Origin of the sequence: Peiella sedimenti, from assembly GCF_030504955.1 — a bacterium.
GTDB classification, from domain to species: Bacteria; Pseudomonadota; Alphaproteobacteria; order Caulobacterales; family Caulobacteraceae; genus Brevundimonas; species Brevundimonas sedimenti.
On the sequence record NZ_JAUKTR010000004.1, the window covers coordinates 66,939 to 84,119 of the forward strand.

The 17,181-nt window shown below is 69.6% G+C and carries 18 protein-coding genes; 10 read left to right on the forward strand and 8 right to left on the reverse strand.

Annotated features, from left to right (window positions below; genetic code table 11):
* The first annotated feature begins 20 nt into the window (after nt 1-20).
* Complete coding sequence (ftsA, locus tag Q0812_RS10000; RefSeq protein ID WP_302110435.1) at nt 21-1,337, forward strand: cell division protein FtsA; 1,317 nt, start codon at nt 21-23, stop codon at nt 1,335-1,337.
* Nucleotides 1,338-1,398: 61 nt separating this feature from the next.
* Here the strand turns inward: ftsA and Q0812_RS10005 are convergent, their stop codons facing one another.
* Nucleotides 1,399-3,399 carry an alpha/beta hydrolase family protein gene (locus tag Q0812_RS10005; RefSeq protein WP_302110191.1) on the reverse strand — a complete coding sequence of 667 codons (2,001 nt, stop codon included), beginning with the start codon at nt 3,397-3,399 and terminating at the stop codon, nt 1,399-1,401.
* A gap of 320 nt (nt 3,400-3,719) precedes the next feature.
* On the opposite strand from Q0812_RS10005, the gene ftsZ reads away from it, so the two are divergent.
* Together ftsZ and lpxC are read left to right on the forward strand one after the other, a co-directional pair.
* Nucleotides 3,720-5,309 (forward strand): cell division protein FtsZ, encoded by a 1,590-nt coding sequence (gene ftsZ / locus Q0812_RS10010; protein ID WP_302110192.1) that lies wholly within the window; start codon nt 3,720-3,722, stop codon nt 5,307-5,309.
* A 158-nt stretch (nt 5,310-5,467) separates the two neighbouring features.
* Nucleotides 5,468-6,367 carry a UDP-3-O-acyl-N-acetylglucosamine deacetylase gene (lpxC, locus tag Q0812_RS10015; RefSeq protein ID WP_302110193.1) on the forward strand — a complete coding sequence of 300 codons (900 nt, stop codon included), beginning with the start codon at nt 5,468-5,470 and terminating at the stop codon, nt 6,365-6,367.
* Here the strand turns inward: lpxC and pgeF are convergent.
* Genes pgeF through lgt form a run of 3 tightly spaced genes read right to left on the reverse strand, consistent with a single transcriptional unit; the run spans nt 6,364 to nt 9,077 of the window.
* The gene (pgeF, locus tag Q0812_RS10020; protein ID WP_302110194.1) at nt 6,364-7,134 is read right to left on the reverse strand and encodes a peptidoglycan editing factor PgeF; all 771 of its coding nucleotides are present in this window, start codon (nt 7,132-7,134) and stop codon (nt 6,364-6,366) included. The genes lpxC and pgeF overlap by 4 nt on opposite strands.
* The gene (locus tag Q0812_RS10025; RefSeq protein WP_302110195.1) at nt 7,131-8,201 is read right to left on the reverse strand and encodes a class I SAM-dependent methyltransferase; all 1,071 of its coding nucleotides are present in this window, start codon (nt 8,199-8,201) and stop codon (nt 7,131-7,133) included. Before Q0812_RS10025 ends, pgeF begins: the two co-directional genes overlap by 4 nt.
* A gap of 3 nt (nt 8,202-8,204) precedes the next feature.
* Entirely contained in the window at nt 8,205-9,077 is an 873-nt protein-coding gene (gene lgt / locus Q0812_RS10030) for a prolipoprotein diacylglyceryl transferase (protein ID WP_302110196.1), read from the reverse strand.
* Between the two features lie 119 nt (nt 9,078-9,196).
* Here lgt and Q0812_RS10035 point away from each other — a divergent pair, with 119 nt between their 5' ends.
* From Q0812_RS10035 to Q0812_RS10045, 3 genes are all read left to right on the forward strand, one after another.
* Nucleotides 9,197-9,475, forward strand: coding sequence for an accessory factor UbiK family protein (locus Q0812_RS10035; RefSeq protein WP_302110197.1), 279 nt, complete (start codon nt 9,197-9,199; stop codon nt 9,473-9,475).
* Between the two features lie 63 nt (nt 9,476-9,538).
* Nucleotides 9,539-10,039, forward strand: a complete 501-nt coding sequence (locus Q0812_RS10040; RefSeq protein ID WP_302110198.1) for a type III secretion system chaperone family protein — start codon at nt 9,539-9,541, stop codon at nt 10,037-10,039.
* Nucleotides 10,036-10,830, forward strand: a complete 795-nt coding sequence (locus Q0812_RS10045; protein WP_302110199.1) for a pyrroline-5-carboxylate reductase family protein — start codon at nt 10,036-10,038, stop codon at nt 10,828-10,830. The genes Q0812_RS10040 and Q0812_RS10045 overlap by 4 nt, the downstream gene beginning before the upstream one ends.
* Here the strand turns inward: Q0812_RS10045 and Q0812_RS10050 are convergent.
* Together Q0812_RS10050 and Q0812_RS10055 are read right to left on the reverse strand one after the other, a co-directional pair.
* Nucleotides 10,827-12,167 (reverse strand): ATP-binding protein, encoded by a 1,341-nt coding sequence (locus tag Q0812_RS10050; RefSeq protein ID WP_302110200.1) that lies wholly within the window; start codon nt 12,165-12,167, stop codon nt 10,827-10,829. The genes Q0812_RS10045 and Q0812_RS10050 overlap by 4 nt on opposite strands.
* A gap of 10 nt (nt 12,168-12,177) precedes the next feature.
* On the reverse strand, nt 12,178-12,885 hold the full coding sequence (locus Q0812_RS10055; RefSeq protein WP_302110201.1) for a response regulator: 708 nt from the start codon (nt 12,883-12,885) through the stop codon (nt 12,178-12,180).
* Nucleotides 12,886-12,965: 80 nt separating this feature from the next.
* Between Q0812_RS10055 and Q0812_RS10060 the strand changes: the two genes are divergently transcribed.
* Genes Q0812_RS10060 through Q0812_RS10070 form a run of 3 tightly spaced genes read left to right on the forward strand, consistent with a single transcriptional unit; the run spans nt 12,966 to nt 15,836 of the window.
* Nucleotides 12,966-13,844: a branched-chain amino acid aminotransferase gene (locus tag Q0812_RS10060; protein ID WP_302110202.1), complete on the forward strand. Its 879-nt coding sequence runs from the start codon at nt 12,966-12,968 to the stop codon at nt 13,842-13,844.
* Nucleotides 13,845-13,904: 60 nt separating this feature from the next.
* Nucleotides 13,905-15,179, forward strand: coding sequence for a NupC/NupG family nucleoside CNT transporter (locus Q0812_RS10065; RefSeq protein ID WP_302110203.1), 1,275 nt, complete (start codon nt 13,905-13,907; stop codon nt 15,177-15,179).
* A gap of 27 nt (nt 15,180-15,206) precedes the next feature.
* Nucleotides 15,207-15,836 (forward strand): glutathione S-transferase family protein, encoded by a 630-nt coding sequence (locus tag Q0812_RS10070; RefSeq protein ID WP_302110204.1) that lies wholly within the window; start codon nt 15,207-15,209, stop codon nt 15,834-15,836.
* 16 nt (nt 15,837-15,852) lie between these two features.
* On the opposite strand, the gene Q0812_RS10075 is transcribed toward Q0812_RS10070, so the two are convergent.
* Entirely contained in the window at nt 15,853-16,416 is a 564-nt protein-coding gene (locus Q0812_RS10075) for a DUF3617 family protein (RefSeq protein WP_302110205.1), read from the reverse strand.
* A 98-nt stretch (nt 16,417-16,514) separates the two neighbouring features.
* Here Q0812_RS10075 and Q0812_RS10080 point away from each other — a divergent pair, with 98 nt between their 5' ends.
* Nucleotides 16,515-16,829, forward strand: a complete 315-nt coding sequence (locus Q0812_RS10080) for a GNAT family N-acetyltransferase (RefSeq protein ID WP_302110206.1) — start codon at nt 16,515-16,517, stop codon at nt 16,827-16,829.
* Here Q0812_RS10080 and Q0812_RS10085 read toward each other — a convergent pair.
* Nucleotides 16,826-17,167: a hypothetical protein gene (locus Q0812_RS10085; protein WP_302110207.1), complete on the reverse strand. Its 342-nt coding sequence runs from the start codon at nt 17,165-17,167 to the stop codon at nt 16,826-16,828. The two genes, Q0812_RS10080 and Q0812_RS10085, sit on opposite strands and share 4 nt — an antisense overlap.
* Between the last annotated feature and the right edge of the window lie 14 nt (nt 17,168-17,181).

Below are 17,181 nucleotides of genomic sequence, written 5' to 3' on the forward strand. Positions count from 1 at the left end.
TGAAGAAGACACTGGGCGCCATGGCGGGAGGCGTGTCCTTGTCGGGGCTTAAGGAGGGCGGTCGGCAGACCGCCGTCGCGGCTCTTGACCTCGGCGCGTCCAAGATCGCCTGTTTCATCATGACGGCCGACGGCGTGCGCCGGGCCGATCACACCATCCGGGTGGCGGGGGCCGGCTATGTCCAGTCGCGCGGCGTGCGCGGCGGCGGCATCATCGACATGGACGCCGCGGCTCAGGCCGTGGCCCAGGCGGTGGACCGGGCCGAGCGGGCCGCGGGCGTCGGCGTTTCGGGCGTGGTGGTGACCAGCGCGGGCGGCCAGATGTCCAGCCGCCGGGTCCGGGCCGAAATCTCGCTGGGGACCCGTCCGGTGGGCGACGCCGAACTGGCCCGCTGCATCGCCGCCGCCCTGGCCCAGAGCCACCAGCCCAACCGCCGCCCCATCCACCTGCTGCCCATCGCCTGGTCGGTGGACGGCCAGATTCCCGTGCGCGACCCCCGCAACATGTGCGGCCGCGTGCTGTCGCTCGAGATGCTGATCGTCAGCATGGCCGAGCCTGCCTTCGCCAATCTGTCCCACTGCCTGGAGCTGGCTCACCTGGATTTCCAGGGCGTGGCCGCCGCGCCATACGTGTCGGGTCTGGCGGCGCTGGAGCCGGATGAGCTGGACCTGGGCTGCGCCTGCATCGACATGGGCGGCGGCTCGACCTCGACCGCCGTGTTCGGGGGCGGCTCGCTGCTGCATCTGGACAGCCTGCCGGTGGGCGGCGAGCACGTGACGGCGGATGTGGCGCGCGGTCTTTCGACCTCAAAAGCGGGCGCCGAGCGGCTGAAAACCCTGCACGGTTCGGCCATCGCCTCGTCCAACGAGGACCGCGAAATGGTCGAGGCTCCGCCGCGTGGCGACGACCCGGGCGCAGGGCCGGTGGTCGTGGCGCGCGGCATTCTCAAGAATGTCATCGCGCCGCGCGTCGAGGAGACGCTGGAGCTGGTCCGCGACCGACTGAAAGCCTCGGGCGCGCCGCTGGATCCCGGCGCGGGCATCGTGCTGACCGGCGGCGCCAGCCAGCTGGCGGGCGTGCGTGAGCTGGCCGTGCGGGTCTTCGACCGCCCCGTGCGCCTGGGCCGGCCCAAGCGGGCGCCGCACCTGGCCGACGCGGCGGCGGGTCCGGCGTTCTGCGCGGCGGCGGGCGTTCTGCTGCGCGCTGCCTACGGCCCGCGCGAGGCCGTCTCGACGCGCAAGCTGATGAGCGCGCGCCTGACGCCGAAGGATGCGCCCCAGGTCCAGCGCGGCCCGCTGCTGGCGCGCGCCGCCGGCTGGCTCCGGGAAAACCTCTAGCCAAGAAAAAGGCCCGACCGGATTGCTCCGACCGGGCCTCTGAGCAGGCTCGCGCCGGGCCTTACAGGCCCGAGCCGCCGCACCCGGTGCGAAGGTACTCTTCGATCAGGCGTAGCTGACGCTGATTGACCTCGCGCGTGTAGGCCTGGCCGTGGGCGAAGTCCGGCAGTTCTTCGTAGCGGATGTCGCGTCCGGCGGCCCGGGCGCGCTCATAGAACATCACCGACTGCTCGATCGGCACCGTCTGGTCCCGGACGCCATGATAGACGAGGATCGGGATTGAGATGTTCGCCGCCTGGGTCAGGGGGCTGAGGCCGCTGACTGTGTCGCGCTGCGCCTCCCGCTGGTAGGGGTTCCTAAACAGAGCGTTGCGGATGCGGGTCAGATCCGAAACCCCCGCGCCCGAGATGGCGCACTTGTACAGACCGTTGGGCCGCACGGCAGCCGCCATCGCGGCGTAGCCGCCGTATGAGAAGCCGAACATGGCCACCCGCTCGCGCTGGGCGATGCCCTGCTCGACGGCCCAGCCGACCGCGTCGTCCAGATCGTCCTGCATGGTCTGGCCCCATTGATTGTCGCCGGCCATCCACAGCCGCTTGCCCCAGCCGTCCGAGCCGCGGAACTGCGGCTGGATCACCGCATATCCGCGCGAGGCCAGCATCTGCGGCCACAGGGACCAGTCCCATTCCAGGTTGTCGCGGGACCAGGGGCCGCCATGCGGCAGGATCACGGTCGGGTAGGGCCCGGGGCCGTACAGGGCCTCTGAGGGTCGCGTGACGAAGGCCGGAATATCGAGCCCGTCGCGCGCCTCGTAGGACGTAAAGGTGGTGCGCCCCAGCACCGCCGGATCCAGATCGGGATGGGGACGGGACAGAAGCTGGAGGCGCGACTTGTCCTGCAACAGGTAGTAGGCGCCGGGATCGTTCGGACCGCCGACCCAGACGACGGCGGTGTTGAGGTCGTCAGACGCCGACACCACCTGGGCGTACCGGTCCGCCGCAAAGCGGATGCGCGCGGTGCGGCCGGTGGCGGGATCCGTCACCGGCGTCACCTGCTCCTCGATGTTGAGGGCCTGGTTGATGCCGGCAAGCAGCGCCTCGTACTGAGGCAGGATCGGGAATTCGGTGGAGCGCGGCCCCGCGAAGGTGAAGGACGCCACCTCGCCCTGGTCGGGGCCGGGCGCGTCCCAGATGCTGACGCCCTGCGCTTCGAACAGGGGATGGGCGAAAGCCGGCTCATCGGCCAAACGGCGCGCCGCGATGTCGTACTCGAAGATGGCCGCCTTATCGCGGTTGCGGTTGGAGATCACGAAGGCGACGTTCGGATCGCTGGAGAAGGCCGCCACGGAGAACACCTCGCGGTCGCGAGGACGGGTGCGGATGTGCTCCTGCCAGTCGCCGTCGCCACTGCGGAACTCGGTGGCGATGTAGAGACCCTCGCCATCGCGGCCGACCAGCGACCGGGCCCGGATGGCGCCGGTATGATCGGTGTCGTAGCTGATGATGTCTTCGCCGCCGCGCAGCAGGCGCTCGATGCGGCCGTTGTTGACGTTGTACAGATAGACGTCGGCGCCGACCTGCATCAGCACGTTGTCCGGGTCGCGCGGCAGATCATCGATGATCTGGGCGCTGGACAGGCGCAGCATCTGCTCTTCGGCCTGGGACCGGGCGCGGATGGAGGTCAGAGGGTCGCGCCAGCCGCCCGATCCGTCGATATTGACGAAGAACAGCTTGCCGCGGAACGAATGGAAGGTGCCGGAGTCGAACGGCTCGAAGGCCGAGATGGCGATCACGCCGTCGGAAACAAAACCGACGCCCTGAAGCTGCGGGCCGGTCGAGTTGAAGGTGCGCGGCTCAGCCGTGAAGTTCTGCGTATCCCAGACCCGCACCACGCGCGTGTCGCCTTCGGATTGCAGGGCGGCGATGTAGCGTCCGTTCGGCGACACGGCGAAACTGCTCATCACCGGATGGGCGGCCAGCTGCTCGATCGTCGGGATACGCAGCTGGCTCTGCGCCGCCGGAGCGGCGGGCTGCTGCGACAGGGCGAGAGCGGGCCCGGACAAGGCCACAGCTAAGGCGAGGGCGGCCGCCCCCCACTTGATTGAACGCATTATTGGTCCCCCAGGGCCGTAAACTGCTGATCCTGGAGCGATAGAAGCGGCAGGACCGCGTTTGCGCAATCCGATTCGCCTGGATACGTCGCCGCAGGGCGCCGTCGGGCTACGGTGAAGGTTAACAAATCCCCTCGAAAATCCGCGACTCACGCTATCGCGGTAACCGTCTCTTAATCTTGGTGGCTTTTCATTAACCCTAGTCCGGGCGCGGAACGTGAGCGCGGCGTGTGCTCCTCCGAATGACTACCGGATCGGGTGGAGGTCGGCGAATGTCTCTTTCTCTGGTGCGTCCGGAAGCTACGGAATTGAAGCCCCGTATCGTCGTGTTCGGCGTCGGCGGCGCAGGCGGCAACGCCGTCAACAACATGATCGAGGCGGGCCTGCAGGGCGTCGACTTCGTCGTGGCCAATACGGACGCCCAGCACCTGGGTTTCGCCAAGACCGACCGCCGCATTCAGCTGGGCCAGACCATCACCGAAGGCCTGGGCGCGGGCGCCCACCCTGAGGTCGGCATGAACGCCGCCGAGGAATCTTCAGACGAGATCAAGGCGCACCTGGAAGGCGCCCATATGGTCTTCATCACCGCCGGCATGGGCGGCGGCACCGGCACGGGCGCCGCGCCCGTCATCGCCCGCTGCGCGCGTGACCGCGGCATTCTGACCGTGGGGGTCGTGACCAAGCCCTTCACCTTCGAGGGCCGCCACCGCATGCGTCTGGCCGACGCCGGCATCGCCGAGCTGCAGCGCCACGTGGACACGCTGATCGTCATTCCGAACCAGAACCTGTTCCGGGTCGCCAACGAGCGGACCACCTTCGCCGACGCCTTCGGCATGGCGGACCAAGTGCTGCACTCGGGCGTGCGCTCCATCACCGACCTGATGATCCTGCCGGGCCTGATCAATCTGGACTTCGCCGACGTGCGCTCGGTCATGGCCGATATGGGCAAGGCCATGATGGGCACCGGCGAGGCCGAGGGCGAGGACCGCGCCCTGACCGCCGCCCAGAACGCCATCGCCAACCCGCTGCTGGACGAGACCAGCCTCAAGGGCGCCAAGGCCGTGCTGGTGAACATCACCGGCGGCATGGACATGACCCTGCTGGAGGTGGACGAAGCCGCCAACGCCATCTCCGCCGAGGTTGATCCGGAAGCCAACATCATCTTCGGGGCCGCCTTCGATCCGGCGCTGGAAGGCCGCTTGCGGGTCTCGGTGGTCGCCACCGGCATGGACGAGGCCGCCATGGCCAAGATCGAGCCCCAGGCCCCCGCGCGGCCTGCGGCGGCGGTCTCGCGTCCTGCGGCGCCGGCCCAGCCGCAGCCCGCGGCGCACGAGGAGATCTTCGTCGCCCCCGCCGCTCGCGAACCGGCCCGCCAGGCCGAACCGGTGCGCACGCCCGTCTTCGGCCAGCGCATCGACGCGCCCCAGCCGGCCGCGGCCCCGACCATGCATGCCGAGGCCCAGCCCGAGCCCGAACTGCGCATCTTCGACGCCGAGCCCGAGGTGCGCGAGGAGCCCCGCATCCTGGCCAAGATCGTCGATCCCGCCGTCGAGGAGATGGAGGCGGAAGGCTACGATCAGGGCGATCTCTACCTCACGCCCCAGCCGGAGCCTGCCCGCCCCGCCGCCCGCGCGCCCGAGCGCCCGAGCGGCATGTTCGCGCCCATGGGTCAGGAAGAGCAGCCGCGCCGCTGGAGCCTGTTCGGCGGCCGCCGCCGTGACTATACGCCGCCGGCCCAACCCCAGCCGTCCGCCCAGCAGATGCGCGCCACCCAGCAGGCCCAGCCTGTCGCCCAGACTGAGCCGGAAGCGGTGGACGAGGATCTGGAGATCCCCGCCTTCCTGCGCCGCCTCGCGAACTGAAGGCGCTCGCCCCGCAGGCGAGGCCTTTCACAAGCTGACCTATCCGGACGGGTTTCGCGAAACAAAGTGAAACCCGTCTTCACTTTGTCCCTGGCCCTGTCGCCGTTACCTGTCCGAGCCTGGGCGCTTGCCCAGACAGTCGGTGGGAATGTTTTCGCGTGCACGCGCAGCCTGATCATAGACAGCGGACGACGATCGCCCCGGCGATCTGCGCCGGGGTGGGGGTCCACTCGGGCCGCCGCGTGCGCATGTCCATCCGCCCGGCCGCGTCCGGTCACGGCATCGTCTTCGTGCGCACGGACGTCACCGACCGCGACAACCGCATCCCCGTGTCAGGCGAGGCGGTGGTGCGCACCCAGCTGAATACCGAGATCGGGAACGCCGCGGGCGTCACCGTTTCGACCATCGAGCACCTGATGGCGGCGCTGTCGGCCCTGGGCGTATCGAACGCCCTGATCGAGGTGGACGGGCCCGAGGTGCCGATCATGGACGGTTCGGCCCTGCCGTTCGTCCAGTTGCTGGACCGCGCCGGCTTCCGGCCCCAGGAGACGCCGCGCTCGTTCATCGAAGTGCTTGAGCCCATCATGGTCGAGCAGCCGGGCAAGATGGCGGCCCTGCTGCCCTGTGACCGCTTCGAGGTCTTCTTCGAGCTGGAATACGCTACGCCCCTGATCGGCCGTCAGAGCGTCGATCTGGTGGTGACCGAGGACAGCTTCCGCGAGGAGCTGGCGGCCGCGCGCACCTTCGGCTTCGTAGAGGAGGTCGAGGCGCTGCGGGCCATGGGTCTGGCGCGCGGCGGCAGCCTGGAGAACGCCGTGGTTATCGACGGCGATCGGGTGCTGAACCCCGACGGCCTGCGCATGGAGCGCGAGTTCGTGCGGCACAAGGCCATGGACGCCGTGGGCGATCTCTACGTACTGGGCCGTCCGTTGCTGGCCAGGTTCGAGACCCGCCGCGGCGGCCACGCGCTCAACAACCTGCTGGTGCGGGAGCTGCTGGCGCGCCCGAACGCTTGGCGTGAAGTCACCCGCGCGCCCCAGCTGGGCCTGACGGCCTAGAGCCGGATCGCGCTCATCATCCGGCCGAAGTCGGGGTCACCCCGTTTGAACGCTCTGCGGTTCGAGAAGAAGCGCGCCTCGTCCGCGCAGGTGTCCTGACCGGTCCACTCGGCCTGCGTCACGCCCGCGCGGCTCAGCCGCCACAGGACGTAGGCGGGCAGGTCGAACCAGCGCCTGTCCGCCGCTTCCCCCGGCCGGAAGAAGCGGGCGGCCTCGCGGCTCTCGTCGAGGAAGCGGGCCTCGAAACTCTCATCCACCTCGTAGCTGTCGGGGCCGATGCAGGGGCCGATGGCGGCGACGATGCGATCCCGCCGCGCGCCCAGCGCCTCCATCCGCTCCAGGGTCGCATCCGTCACGCCCGCCAGGGCGCCCTTCCAGCCCGCGTGGGCGGCGGCCACGACCCCGGCCTGAGGATCGGCCAGAAGCACCGGCGCGCAATCCGCCGTCAGCACCGCCAGCGCCACGCCGGGCAGGGCGGTGGCCCAGGCGTCGGCCTTGGGACGCTCGGCGGCCTGCTGAGCGTGATCCAGGGTCAGGCAGTCGGGGGAATGGATCTGATAGAGCCCCGCCAGCCGCTCCGGCGTCACGCCCAGGGCCTGGGCGCATCGCGCGCGGTTCTCCGCCACGGCGGCCGGATCGTCGCTGGAGCCGACGCCCACATTGAGGCTGGCGTAGAGCCCCTGCGAGACACCGCCTTCACGGGTGAAGAAGGCGTGGCGCACGCCCGCCGCGGCAAGAAGCTCCGAGGTGATGAAGGGTGGGGTCATGGGTTCGGAAATCCCGGCGGCGGCGGCGCTTTCGGATGGCTGAGGCATAGCGCCTTGAACAGGACGCCCATCTCCTCCGGATCGATCAACCGTTGAAGCTGACTGTGGATGGCCTGTGCATGATCTGGCCGCGACTGGGCCAACCGGGCGGCGCGCATTTCGATGCCGAGCGCTCGCAGCAACGCGCCCTGGGGGATGATCGGCGAGGGTCGCGCGCCGGCCTCGGCCGCCGCCTCCGCGACAGCGGGGAAATCCGCCCAGACGGTCAGGTCCGCCTGGCCCGCCGTCTCCAGCACATCGACCTTCTGGTGCCGCTTAAGGGCCTGGAGGGTGTCGCCCGCTTCGGGCCGGTCGCGACCGTAGTCGATCAGCAGGGCGTGGCCGCCCCGCCTCGCCACGGCCTCAGCCACCTCAGTGGCGAAGCGGGCCTGGGCGGCGGACTGCTCGACCACCTGGCCGGGCTGAACCTCGAGGTCCGGCGCGATGAAACCGGCGGCGGCTTCCAGGCCGAAGACCAGGCGCCCGTCCCGCACGCCCACCCGACGCTCAGCCCAACCGTCTTCGCGCCGCACGAACTGACGCGCCGGCAGGCAGTCGAGAACTTCGTTGGCGATGATCAGCACCGGCCCCCGCCCGAACAGGTCAGCCATGCCGCGCACCCATTCCAGGTCAGGGTGATGGTCCTTGAGCCGTTCTGCTTGACGATGACGCAGGGGGGCGCTGGGCTCGACCAGGCGCACCTGGGCCGCCGCGAGGAAGACCGGCGCGACCCGAGCGGCGCGCAACAGGTCGTCCATCAAGGTCCCGTCGCCGGGGCCGGCCTCGCAGAGGGTGAAGCGGGCCGGTTCGCCCAGGTCGCGCCAGGCCTGGATGGCCCAGACGGCCAGCATCTCGCCAAACATCTGGCTGACCAGCGGGGCGGTGATGAAGTCACCGTCAGCGCCCAGCGCCGGGCGCGTGGCGTAATAGCCGTGCAGGGGATCGAACAGGCAACGGCTCATGAAGTCGGCGACCGTGATCGGCCCCGTGGTCTGGATCTCGTGGATCAGCCGGTGGGTCAGGCCCACGCTTCAGTCCGTCGCCTTCGCCGGCCGGCTCCATGCGCGCCAGATCAGCCAGCCGCCGAAGAGGATCATCGGGATCGACAGCAGCATGCCCATGGTCATGCCGCCGAACAGCTCGGGCATGAAGGCGTCGGGTTCGCGCACCGTCTCCAGCAGCGCCCGGACCAGGCCGTAGCCGAGCAGGAACAGACCCGAAACGTAGCCCGGCTTGGCCAAAAGGCCGAAGCGGTGCGTGGCCAGGCGCAGGAGAATGAACAGCGCAACGCCCTCCAGCGCCGCCTCGTAGAGCTGGCTGGGGTGGCGCGCGAACGGCCCGGGCCCTCCGTAGAGGTCGCACAGCGGGCCGTGCAGGCTCTGCATGCGGGCGTTGCAGAAGTTGACGGCCCAGGGGACGTCCGTGACGCGGCCCCAGAGCTCGCCGTTGATGAAGTTGGCCACCCGCCCGAAGAAGAGGCCGATGGGCACCACCGGCGCGATCAGGTCGCCCAGCGACAGAAGGTTCAGGCGATTGGCCCGCGCGAACACCACAATGGCCAGGATCACGCCCAGCGCCCCGCCGTGGAAGGACATGCCGCCCTCCCACACGCGCAGGATGGCCAGGGGATCGGTCCACAGGGGCGGATCCTGCATGGAGCCGTAGAAGAGAACGTATCCGGCCCGGCCGCCGAGGATGACGCCCAGCGTGATCCATAGGACCAGATCGTCGATCTGACGGCTGTCGGCCGCCGGCGAGCGGGGCGCCCAGATGGCCTCGTTGCGCGCAAGGATCAGGGCGTAGCGCCAGCCCAGCAGGATGCCCGCCACATAGGCCAGGGCGTACCAGCGAATGGCCAGAGGGCCCAGCTGGATCAGGACCGGATCGAATTCGGGGAACGGCAAGGGCGAATCTCTCCAAGGGAGCGCGGTCGGACCTCAGCCGTTCTAACAAGACGAAACGCCGCCGTCGCCATTTGGATTTCGTTCACCATATTGGGTCGACCCTCACGTGAGAGACAGCCATGCACACCCGCAATCCCTTCCTCGATGAGTTCGCCAAGCTGACCACCGGCGCCGTGGGCCTGGCCCAGGCCGCCGGCGAGGAAGCCAAGGCCGCCATGCGCGCCCAGGCCGACCGCTTCGTGGCCGACATGGACCTGGTGCGCCGCGACGAAATCGACGCCCTCAAGGCCGAGATCGCCGCGCTGCGGGCCGAAATCGCCCACCTCAAGGCCCCCGCGGCCAAGCCCGCCGCGAGAACTTCCACACGAACCACTCGCCCGAAGGACGACGCCGGTTGAGGCGAATCCGCGAACACCCCTAGTCTCCAGCCGAGGGGGCGAGTCGCCCTCAGAGGACCGCTTATGGAAACCCGCGCCGACGACATGGATCTGACCGCCGATCCCCTGGATGTCGTCGAACACGTGCTGAACGCCGAGAACCTGCCCTTCGACAGGACGGATGACGGCGACCTGGCCTTCTCCATGGCCGGCGACTGGCGCGATTACGAGCTGTGGTTCGCCTGGCGGCCCGAGGGCGACTGCCTGCAGCTGTGCTGCTCGCTGGACCTACAGGCCAACACCGAACAGCGCGCCGCCTCTCACGAGCTGATCAGCATGATCAATCAGAGGGTCTGGCTGGGCCATTTCGAAGTCTGGCCGGAGGAGGGCGAAATCGTCTTCCGCCACGCCCTGGCCCTGCCGCACGGCGAGCGACCCACCCTGGCCCAGGCGGCGTCAATGATTGACGCGGCGATGGAGGCCGCCGACCGCTTTTTCCCGGCCTTCGATTTCCTGGTGCGCGGCGCCAAGTCGCCCGCCGAGGCCATCGACGCCTGCATGTTCGAGACGGTCGGCCGGGCTTGAGCCTCACGGGCGACGTCCTTCTGGTCGGCTGCGGCCGGCTGGGTTCGGCCATCGTCCAGGGCTGGCTTGCGACCGGAGCCCTTGAACCGCACCGCCTCATCATTCTGACGCCCTCGTCAAAGGCCGTCGCCGATCAGGCGGCGGCGCTGGGCGCCCGGATCAATCCGCCGCTCGACGCCCTGACCGGCGTCGGCGCCGTGGTGCTGGCGGTGAAGCCTGCGGCGTGGAGGGCTGCGGCCGATCCGCTCATTCCGGCGATTCCGCAAGACGCCGCCGTGCTGTCCGTGATGGCGGGGGTCGCCTCGACGGCCTTGCGTGAGGCCTTTGGGCGGCGGCGCCTGGCCCGGCTGATGCCCACGACGGCGGTGGCGACGGGGGCGGGCGTCGCGGCCTTCTGGGCTGACGGCGAGGCGTCGAGGATCGCGGCTGAAACCGTGTTCTCGCCCATCGCTAAGTTGATCCCTTTGGCCGACGAGGACCTGATGCACGCGGCCGTGGGCGTGTCCGGCTCGGCCCCGGCCTTCTTCCTGGCGCTGGTCCAGGCCCTGGGCCGGGCGGGGGCCGCCAACGGACTCCGAACGGCGGACGCCGAGGCGCTGGCCCGGGGCGCCCTTCTTTCCGCCGCCTCAGTCGCCGGGGGGGATACTCCGCTGGACGATCTGATCGGTCGCATCGCCTCTCCGGGCGGAACGACGCGCGCCGGGCTCGACGCCCTGGCCGAGGCGCTCGAGCAGGCCGCCGGGCTGGCCGTCGCCGCCGCCGCAAGACGCAGCCGCGAATTGGGGGCCTAAGCGGGCAATCGGACCGCTGCCCTCAACCCGCCCAGCTCAGACCGGTCAAGGATCACTTCGCCGCCGTGGCCGCGCGCCACGTCGCGGGCGATGGCCAGGCCCAGTCCGACGCCCTTCAGGTTCTGGTTTCGGGCCGGGTCGAGGCGCGCGAATGGCTTGAAGGCGTCCTCGTAGGCCTCCGGCGCGATGCCGGGCCCGTCGTCATCCACGGCCAGCTCCACCTCGCCGGTGCGCAGTCTCTGGGCCGACAGGCGCACTGTCTGGGCATGGGCCAAGGCGTTGTCGATCAGGTTGTTGAGCGCCCGGCGCAGGGCGTTCGGCCGCGCCGTGATCTCCAGCGTCTCCGGCACCTCGATCTGCAGCTCGCGCCCGCGCCGCTGAACGGCCTCGGCCAGGCCCTCCAGCAGCGGACGCACGGCCAAAGCTTCGGAAGGCTCGCCGGCCTCGCCGCGCGCGAAGGCCAGGTACTCGTCGATGGTGTGCTCCATCTCGTCGAGGTCGGCGCGCATGGCGGCCGTCTCGGCCCCGTCCATCATGGCCAGCTCCAGCTTCAGCCGGGTCAGCGGCGTTCGCAGGTCATGGCTGACCGAGGCCAGCAGAGCCGTGCGCTGTTCGATCTGGCGCTGTATGCGCTCCCGCATGTCGATGAAGGCGTGGGCCGCCGCGCGCACTTCGCGCGCGCCATAGGGCTTGAAGGGCGCGCCTTCCTCACCCTTGCCGAAGGCCTCGGCCGCCTCCGAAAGCCGCTCGATGGCGCGGACCTGGTTGCGGATGAAAAGGATGGCCACGGTCGTCAGCAGCAGGGTCGCCCCGCCCAGCCACAGGACGAAGATGTGCCCACGCGTGGCGAAGGCCCGGTCGCGCGGCGCGATGATGCGCAGCACGCCGCCCGGGGCCTGGACCTGGATGTCCACATAGGCGGGGTAGCGCGTGGTGTCGAACCAGAAGGGCTGGTCCAGTCGGGCGTCGAGCGCCCGCTCCATGGACCGGTCCAGCGCCGCGAAAAAGGCTGGTCGCCGCCTGGTCGGCAGCGAGGCGCCGGGCCTGAGAGCGATCGAGAGCTGCATGGACCGTTCGGCCCGATCGGCGATGACGGCGAGGTTTTCTGGCGTCGGCTCATCCAGATAGCTCTCCACGGCCCAGGCCACGTCTCCGGCCAGGCCTTCGGACAGGCGCGCCGTCACCGTCTCCCAGTGCGCCTCGAAGAAGGCCCAGGTCACGGCCATCTGCATCACCGCCACCGGCAGAACGATGATCAGCAGCGCCCGGCCCCACAGCGAGGTGGGCAGCCGCCGCTTGAGCAGACGCGCCCAGACGCGGCCGGGCCGGATCTTCATGGGCCCCGCCTCACTCGTCGGGGGCCAGCATGTAGCCGACCCCTCGCACGGTCTGGAGATAGCGCGGGTTCTTGGGATCGGCCTCGATCTTGCGGCGCAGGCGCGTCACCTGCACGTCCACGGCGCGACCGGTGGCGTCGGTGGCGTCCGGCGCCAGGGCCAGCCGATCGACCGGCGCGTGGGCGGCCTTGGCCAGGGTGCGCAGCAGCTGCGCCTCGGCCTCGGTGATGCGCACCGGCTTGCCGTCGCGGCTGAGCTCGCCGCGCTCCACGTCGAAGGTGCAGGGGCCCAGCGACAGCCTGCGCTGGACGACGGGGCGCGGCCCGGCCCGGCGCAGGATGGCCTCGACGCGCAGCAACAGTTCCTGGGGCTCGAAGGGCTTGGCCAGATAGTCGTCAGCGCCGAGGGCCAGGCCTTCGATCCGGTCGTCAGGCAGGCCCCGCGCCGTCAGGATCAGCACCGGCGTCTGCCGGCCCGGCCGAGCCCGGATAGACTTGGTTAGCGAGAAACCGTCCTCGCCCGGCATCATCACGTCCAGGATCATCAGGTCGAAGTCGAGCATGGACATCAGCTTGCGGGCCTGGCCCGCGTCAGCGGCGGCGGTGACCCGGAATCCGGCGCGGCTGAGGTATTTCTTCAGCAGGTCCCTGATCCGGTCGTCGTCATCCACGACCAGAAGATGCCGCTCATCGGCGTCCAGTCCGTCGCGCGCACTCATCCGCGGCGTTCCCCCTTGCGCACGTTGACCCTCGAAGGCTCGCGCGGTCTAAACCGCTCAGGCAGCAGGGGGCTGACGCCATGAGCTTGATACCGATCCATGACCGCGACGGCTGGATCTGGATGGACGGCGAGTTCATCCCGTGGCGCGAAGCCCAAGTCCATGTTCTGACCCACGCCCTGCATCACGGCTCGTCGGTTTTCGAGGGCGAGCGCATGTACGGCGGCTCGATCTTTCGGTTGACGGATCACAGCCAGCGGCTCCACGACTCGGCGAACCTCCTGGATCTCCAGATGCCGTTCAGCGTGGCCGAGATCGACGCGGCCTGCAAGGCGACCTGCGAGCGCATGGGGCTTGAGGACTGCTACGTGCGTCCCCTGGTCTGGCGCGGCTCGGAGCAGATGGGCGTCTCGGCCCGCGCCAACCGCATTCACACCATGATCGCGGTCTGGGAATGGCCCAGCTACTTCAATCCGGACACGAGGATGAAAGGCGTGCGGCTGTGCTGGGCGCCCTGGCGGCGGCCGTCTCCGGACACGGCGCCGGTCACGGCCAAGGCGGCCGGCCTCTACATGATCTGCACCCTGTCGCGGCACCACGCCGAGCGCGCCGGCTATGACGACGCCATGATGCTGGACTGGCGCGGCTATGTGGCCGAGGCCACGGCCGCCAACGTCTTCTTCGTCCAGGACGGCGTGCTGCACACCCCTCCGGTGGACGCGATCCTGAACGGCATCACGCGCCGGACGATTCTTTCCCTCGCCGATGGCATGGGGATCGAGGTCGTGGTCCGGCACATCCGCCCTGGAGAGCTGTCGACCTTCTCGGAGTGCTTCATCGTCGGCACCGCAGCCGAGGTGACCGCTGTGGCCGAGGTCGGCGAATACCGCTTCCGGCCGGGCGAGCTGACGCGACGGCTCCTCACCGCCTACGACGACCTGGTCCACGGCCGGGCCTAGGCCGCTTGCCAAGCGGGGTTCCGCCCGGCTCTAAGAGGCGGAGTGGGTTGGGGGACATGGATGTACGGACTGGATAATGCGCGCAGCCTCCTGGGCGTGATCGTGGTGCTGGCGGTCTGCTGGCTGCTGTCCGAGAACAGGAAGGTCTTTCCCTGGCGACTGGCGCTCGGGGCCGTGGCGATCCAGACCGCCCTTGTCCTGCTGCTATTCGGTCTGCCCGGCTCCCAGGCCGTGCTGACGGGCATCAGCGGCGCCATCGACGGCCTGGCGGCGGCCACGCGCACGGGGGCCCAGTTCATCTTCGGCTATCTGGCGGGCGGCGATCAGCCCTATCAGGTCACCAATCAGCCGGCGCTGTTCGTCTTCGCCTTCGAGGTGCTGCCGCTGATCCTGGTGATCTCGGCCCTGTCAGCCCTGCTCTGGCACTGGCTCATCCTGAAGTGGATCACGCGCGGCTTCGGATTCCTGTTCCAGAAGACCATGGGGCTGGGCGGAGCCTCGGCCCTGGCCGTGGCCGCCAACATCTTCCTGGGCATGATCGAGAGCCCCATCGTCATCCGCGCCTATCTGGACAAGCTGACCCGCTCCGAACTCTTCCTGATGATGGTGGTGGGCCTGGCCACGGTGGCTGGCTCGACCATGGTGGCCTACGCCACGATCCTGGCGCCGGTCCTGCCCAACGCCGGCGGCCACGTGCTGGTGGCGTCGATCATCTCGGCCCCGGCGGGCGTGCTGCTGGCGCGCATCATGATCCCCGAGGCGCCCGGCCAGGGCGGCGCCTACGCCGACTACGACTCCGCGCTGAAGTACGACAGCTCGATCGACGCCATCGTGCGCGGCACGGGCGACGGCCTGTCGGTGGTTCTGAACATCTCGGCGGTGCTGATCGTGTTCGTGGCCCTGGTGTCCCTGCTGAACCTGATGATCGGCGGCGTCGAGGTGGGCGGCGAGCCCTTGTCGGTCGAACGCATCCTCGGCGTTCTGTTCACGCCCCTGGCCTGGATCATGGGCGTCTCCGCGGGCGAGGCCGGGATCGCCGGGCGCATGCTGGGGGTCAAGCTGACCCTCACCGAGTTCGTAGCCTACATCCGCCTGGCCCAGGTTCCGGAGGCCGAGATGACCGAGCGCACCCGCATGCTGCTGACCTACGCCCTGTGCGGCTTCGCCAACATCGGCTCCGTTGGGATCACCGTCACCGGGCTGTCGATCCTGATGCCCGAGCGGCGTCAGGAGGTGCTGGCCCTGGTGTGGAAGGCGTTGCTGGCCGGCTTCCTGGCCACGGTCATGACCGCGTCCATCGTCGGCGCCTTGCCGGGCGGCGTATTCAGCGGGTAGGTTCCGTTTCGAAACGGAGATCGGTCCATGAAGCTCTACACCACGCCCATGGCGCCCAACCCGCGCCGCGTCGCCTGGCTGTTGGCCGAAAAGGGCGTGGACGATATCGAGGTCGTCACCGTCAACCTGCTGACCGGCGAACACCGCACGCCTGACTACAGGGCCAAGGCGGGCTCGGCCCATGTGCCGGTGCTGGAGTTCGACGACGGCGGCTGTATCGCCGAGAGCCTGGCCATCTGCCGCTATCTCGAGAGCCTCTATCCCGAGCCCAACCTCTTGGGCCGTGATCCGCGCGAGACGGCCGAGATCGAGATGTGGACCCGCCGGGCCGAGCTCTACCTGGCCAATCCGATGATGATCTCTGTGCGCTTCGAGCACCCGGCGCTGTCGGCGCTGGAGCCGCCCAACCCCGAGGTCGGCGCCTATAATCGAGCCACAGCCGAGCGGATGATGAAGTCGCTGGACCGCCGCCTGGCCGATCAGGAGTGGATCGCTGCGGGGCGGTTCAGTCTGGCGGACATTGTCGCCTATACGGGCATCGACTTCGGCAGGCTCGTGAAATACCGGCCGTCGAAAGACCTTGTGCACCTGAACCGCTGGCGCGAGGCCATGAAGGCCCGTCCGGCTGCGGCGGCGGGCATGTCCATGGCGGGCTAGCGGCCTCGGCCGTGCGTTACCGAGCCAGATTGATGCGGCCGCCGCCGGGGACTTCCATGTCGCCGGGGCGCCAGCCCTCGGGGCAGGGCCCTTCCCACGACGCCTGGATGGTCATCGTGCCCGAGCGGTTCATCTGAGGCGTCGCCGCGCCGGAGGTCGTGGTCGTCGCGCGAACCTGATAGCGGCTCTGGAAATCGCCGGTGGCCACCCCTTCGGTGGTGGTGACGCCGCCAGAGCCCATGGAGCACACCGAACGGAAGGCCCAGCCGCCGTCCGGCTGGCGCGTCACGCGATGCTCGCTGCACATGTCTCTGGTGGTCTGGGCGCCCCAGACGCTCATCTCACGCTCGGTGGCCTCGTCGATGCAGACGCGGGTCGTCTGGACGAAGTCGACGCCTTCCATGGACATGGCCATGCGCCAGAGGCCCGGCTTGCGCTGCAGGGTGGGCGGCGCGGCGGGAGATCCAGCCTCGGCGGCCGGCGCGGCGCTGTCCTCGGCGGCCGGCGCCTCCTCCTGGCGCTGACAGGCCGACAGGGCGATGCCGGAAACGGCGGCGGCGACGATCAGACGCGAGTGCATGGCGGCCTCTCCAAGCTGGGCTGTCGACACCCTATCTCTATGGCGCGGACCCACAAGGGGCCGGGAACGACGCCGTCCATCCGGAGGTTTTGCAGGTCATGAAACCCATCCGACACGATCCGGAAGCGCATCGCTTCGAACAGGAGTTCGAAGGCCCTAACGGACAGCCGCTGCTGGTCTTCGCGGACTATGCGCGCCAGGGCGAAACCCTGGCCATCCTGCATGTGGAGGCCGACCCCGCCTTGCGCGGCGGCGGTGCGGCCGGACGCTTCATGCAAAGCCTGGTGAACGAGGCCCGCGACGAAGGCCTGAAGCTGCGCCCGGTCTGCGGCTATGCGGCGGCCTGGTTCCGCCGCCATCCTGAAGCGGCCGGGGTGCTGGCCCACTCACGCCCGTTGCGGAATGAACGCTAGGCGCGGGCCGCCAGCAGCTTCAGGCTGGCCGCCTTGGCCTTGAGGTCTTCCTCCAGCTGGCGGGCGATCTCGCGGGCCCCCACGGGATAGGCTTCGCCGCCCTGGGCCACCTCCGCGGCGCGGCGGGCCGCCTCATGCAGGGCCAACTGGAGACCTTCCAGCTCCTCCTTCGCCAGCAGGCGCGCCTCGGCCTGCAGGCGCTTTACGCGCTCCGCGACCGTTTCCGGCTTGCGGTCCAGGGCGTAGGGCAGGGGCTCTTCGGGGCCCAGGTCGACGGGCTCTCCAACCACCCGCAACTGCGGTTTCGGCTTGTCAGGGCGGCTTTTCGAGGCCGGCATGGTTCAACTCCAGA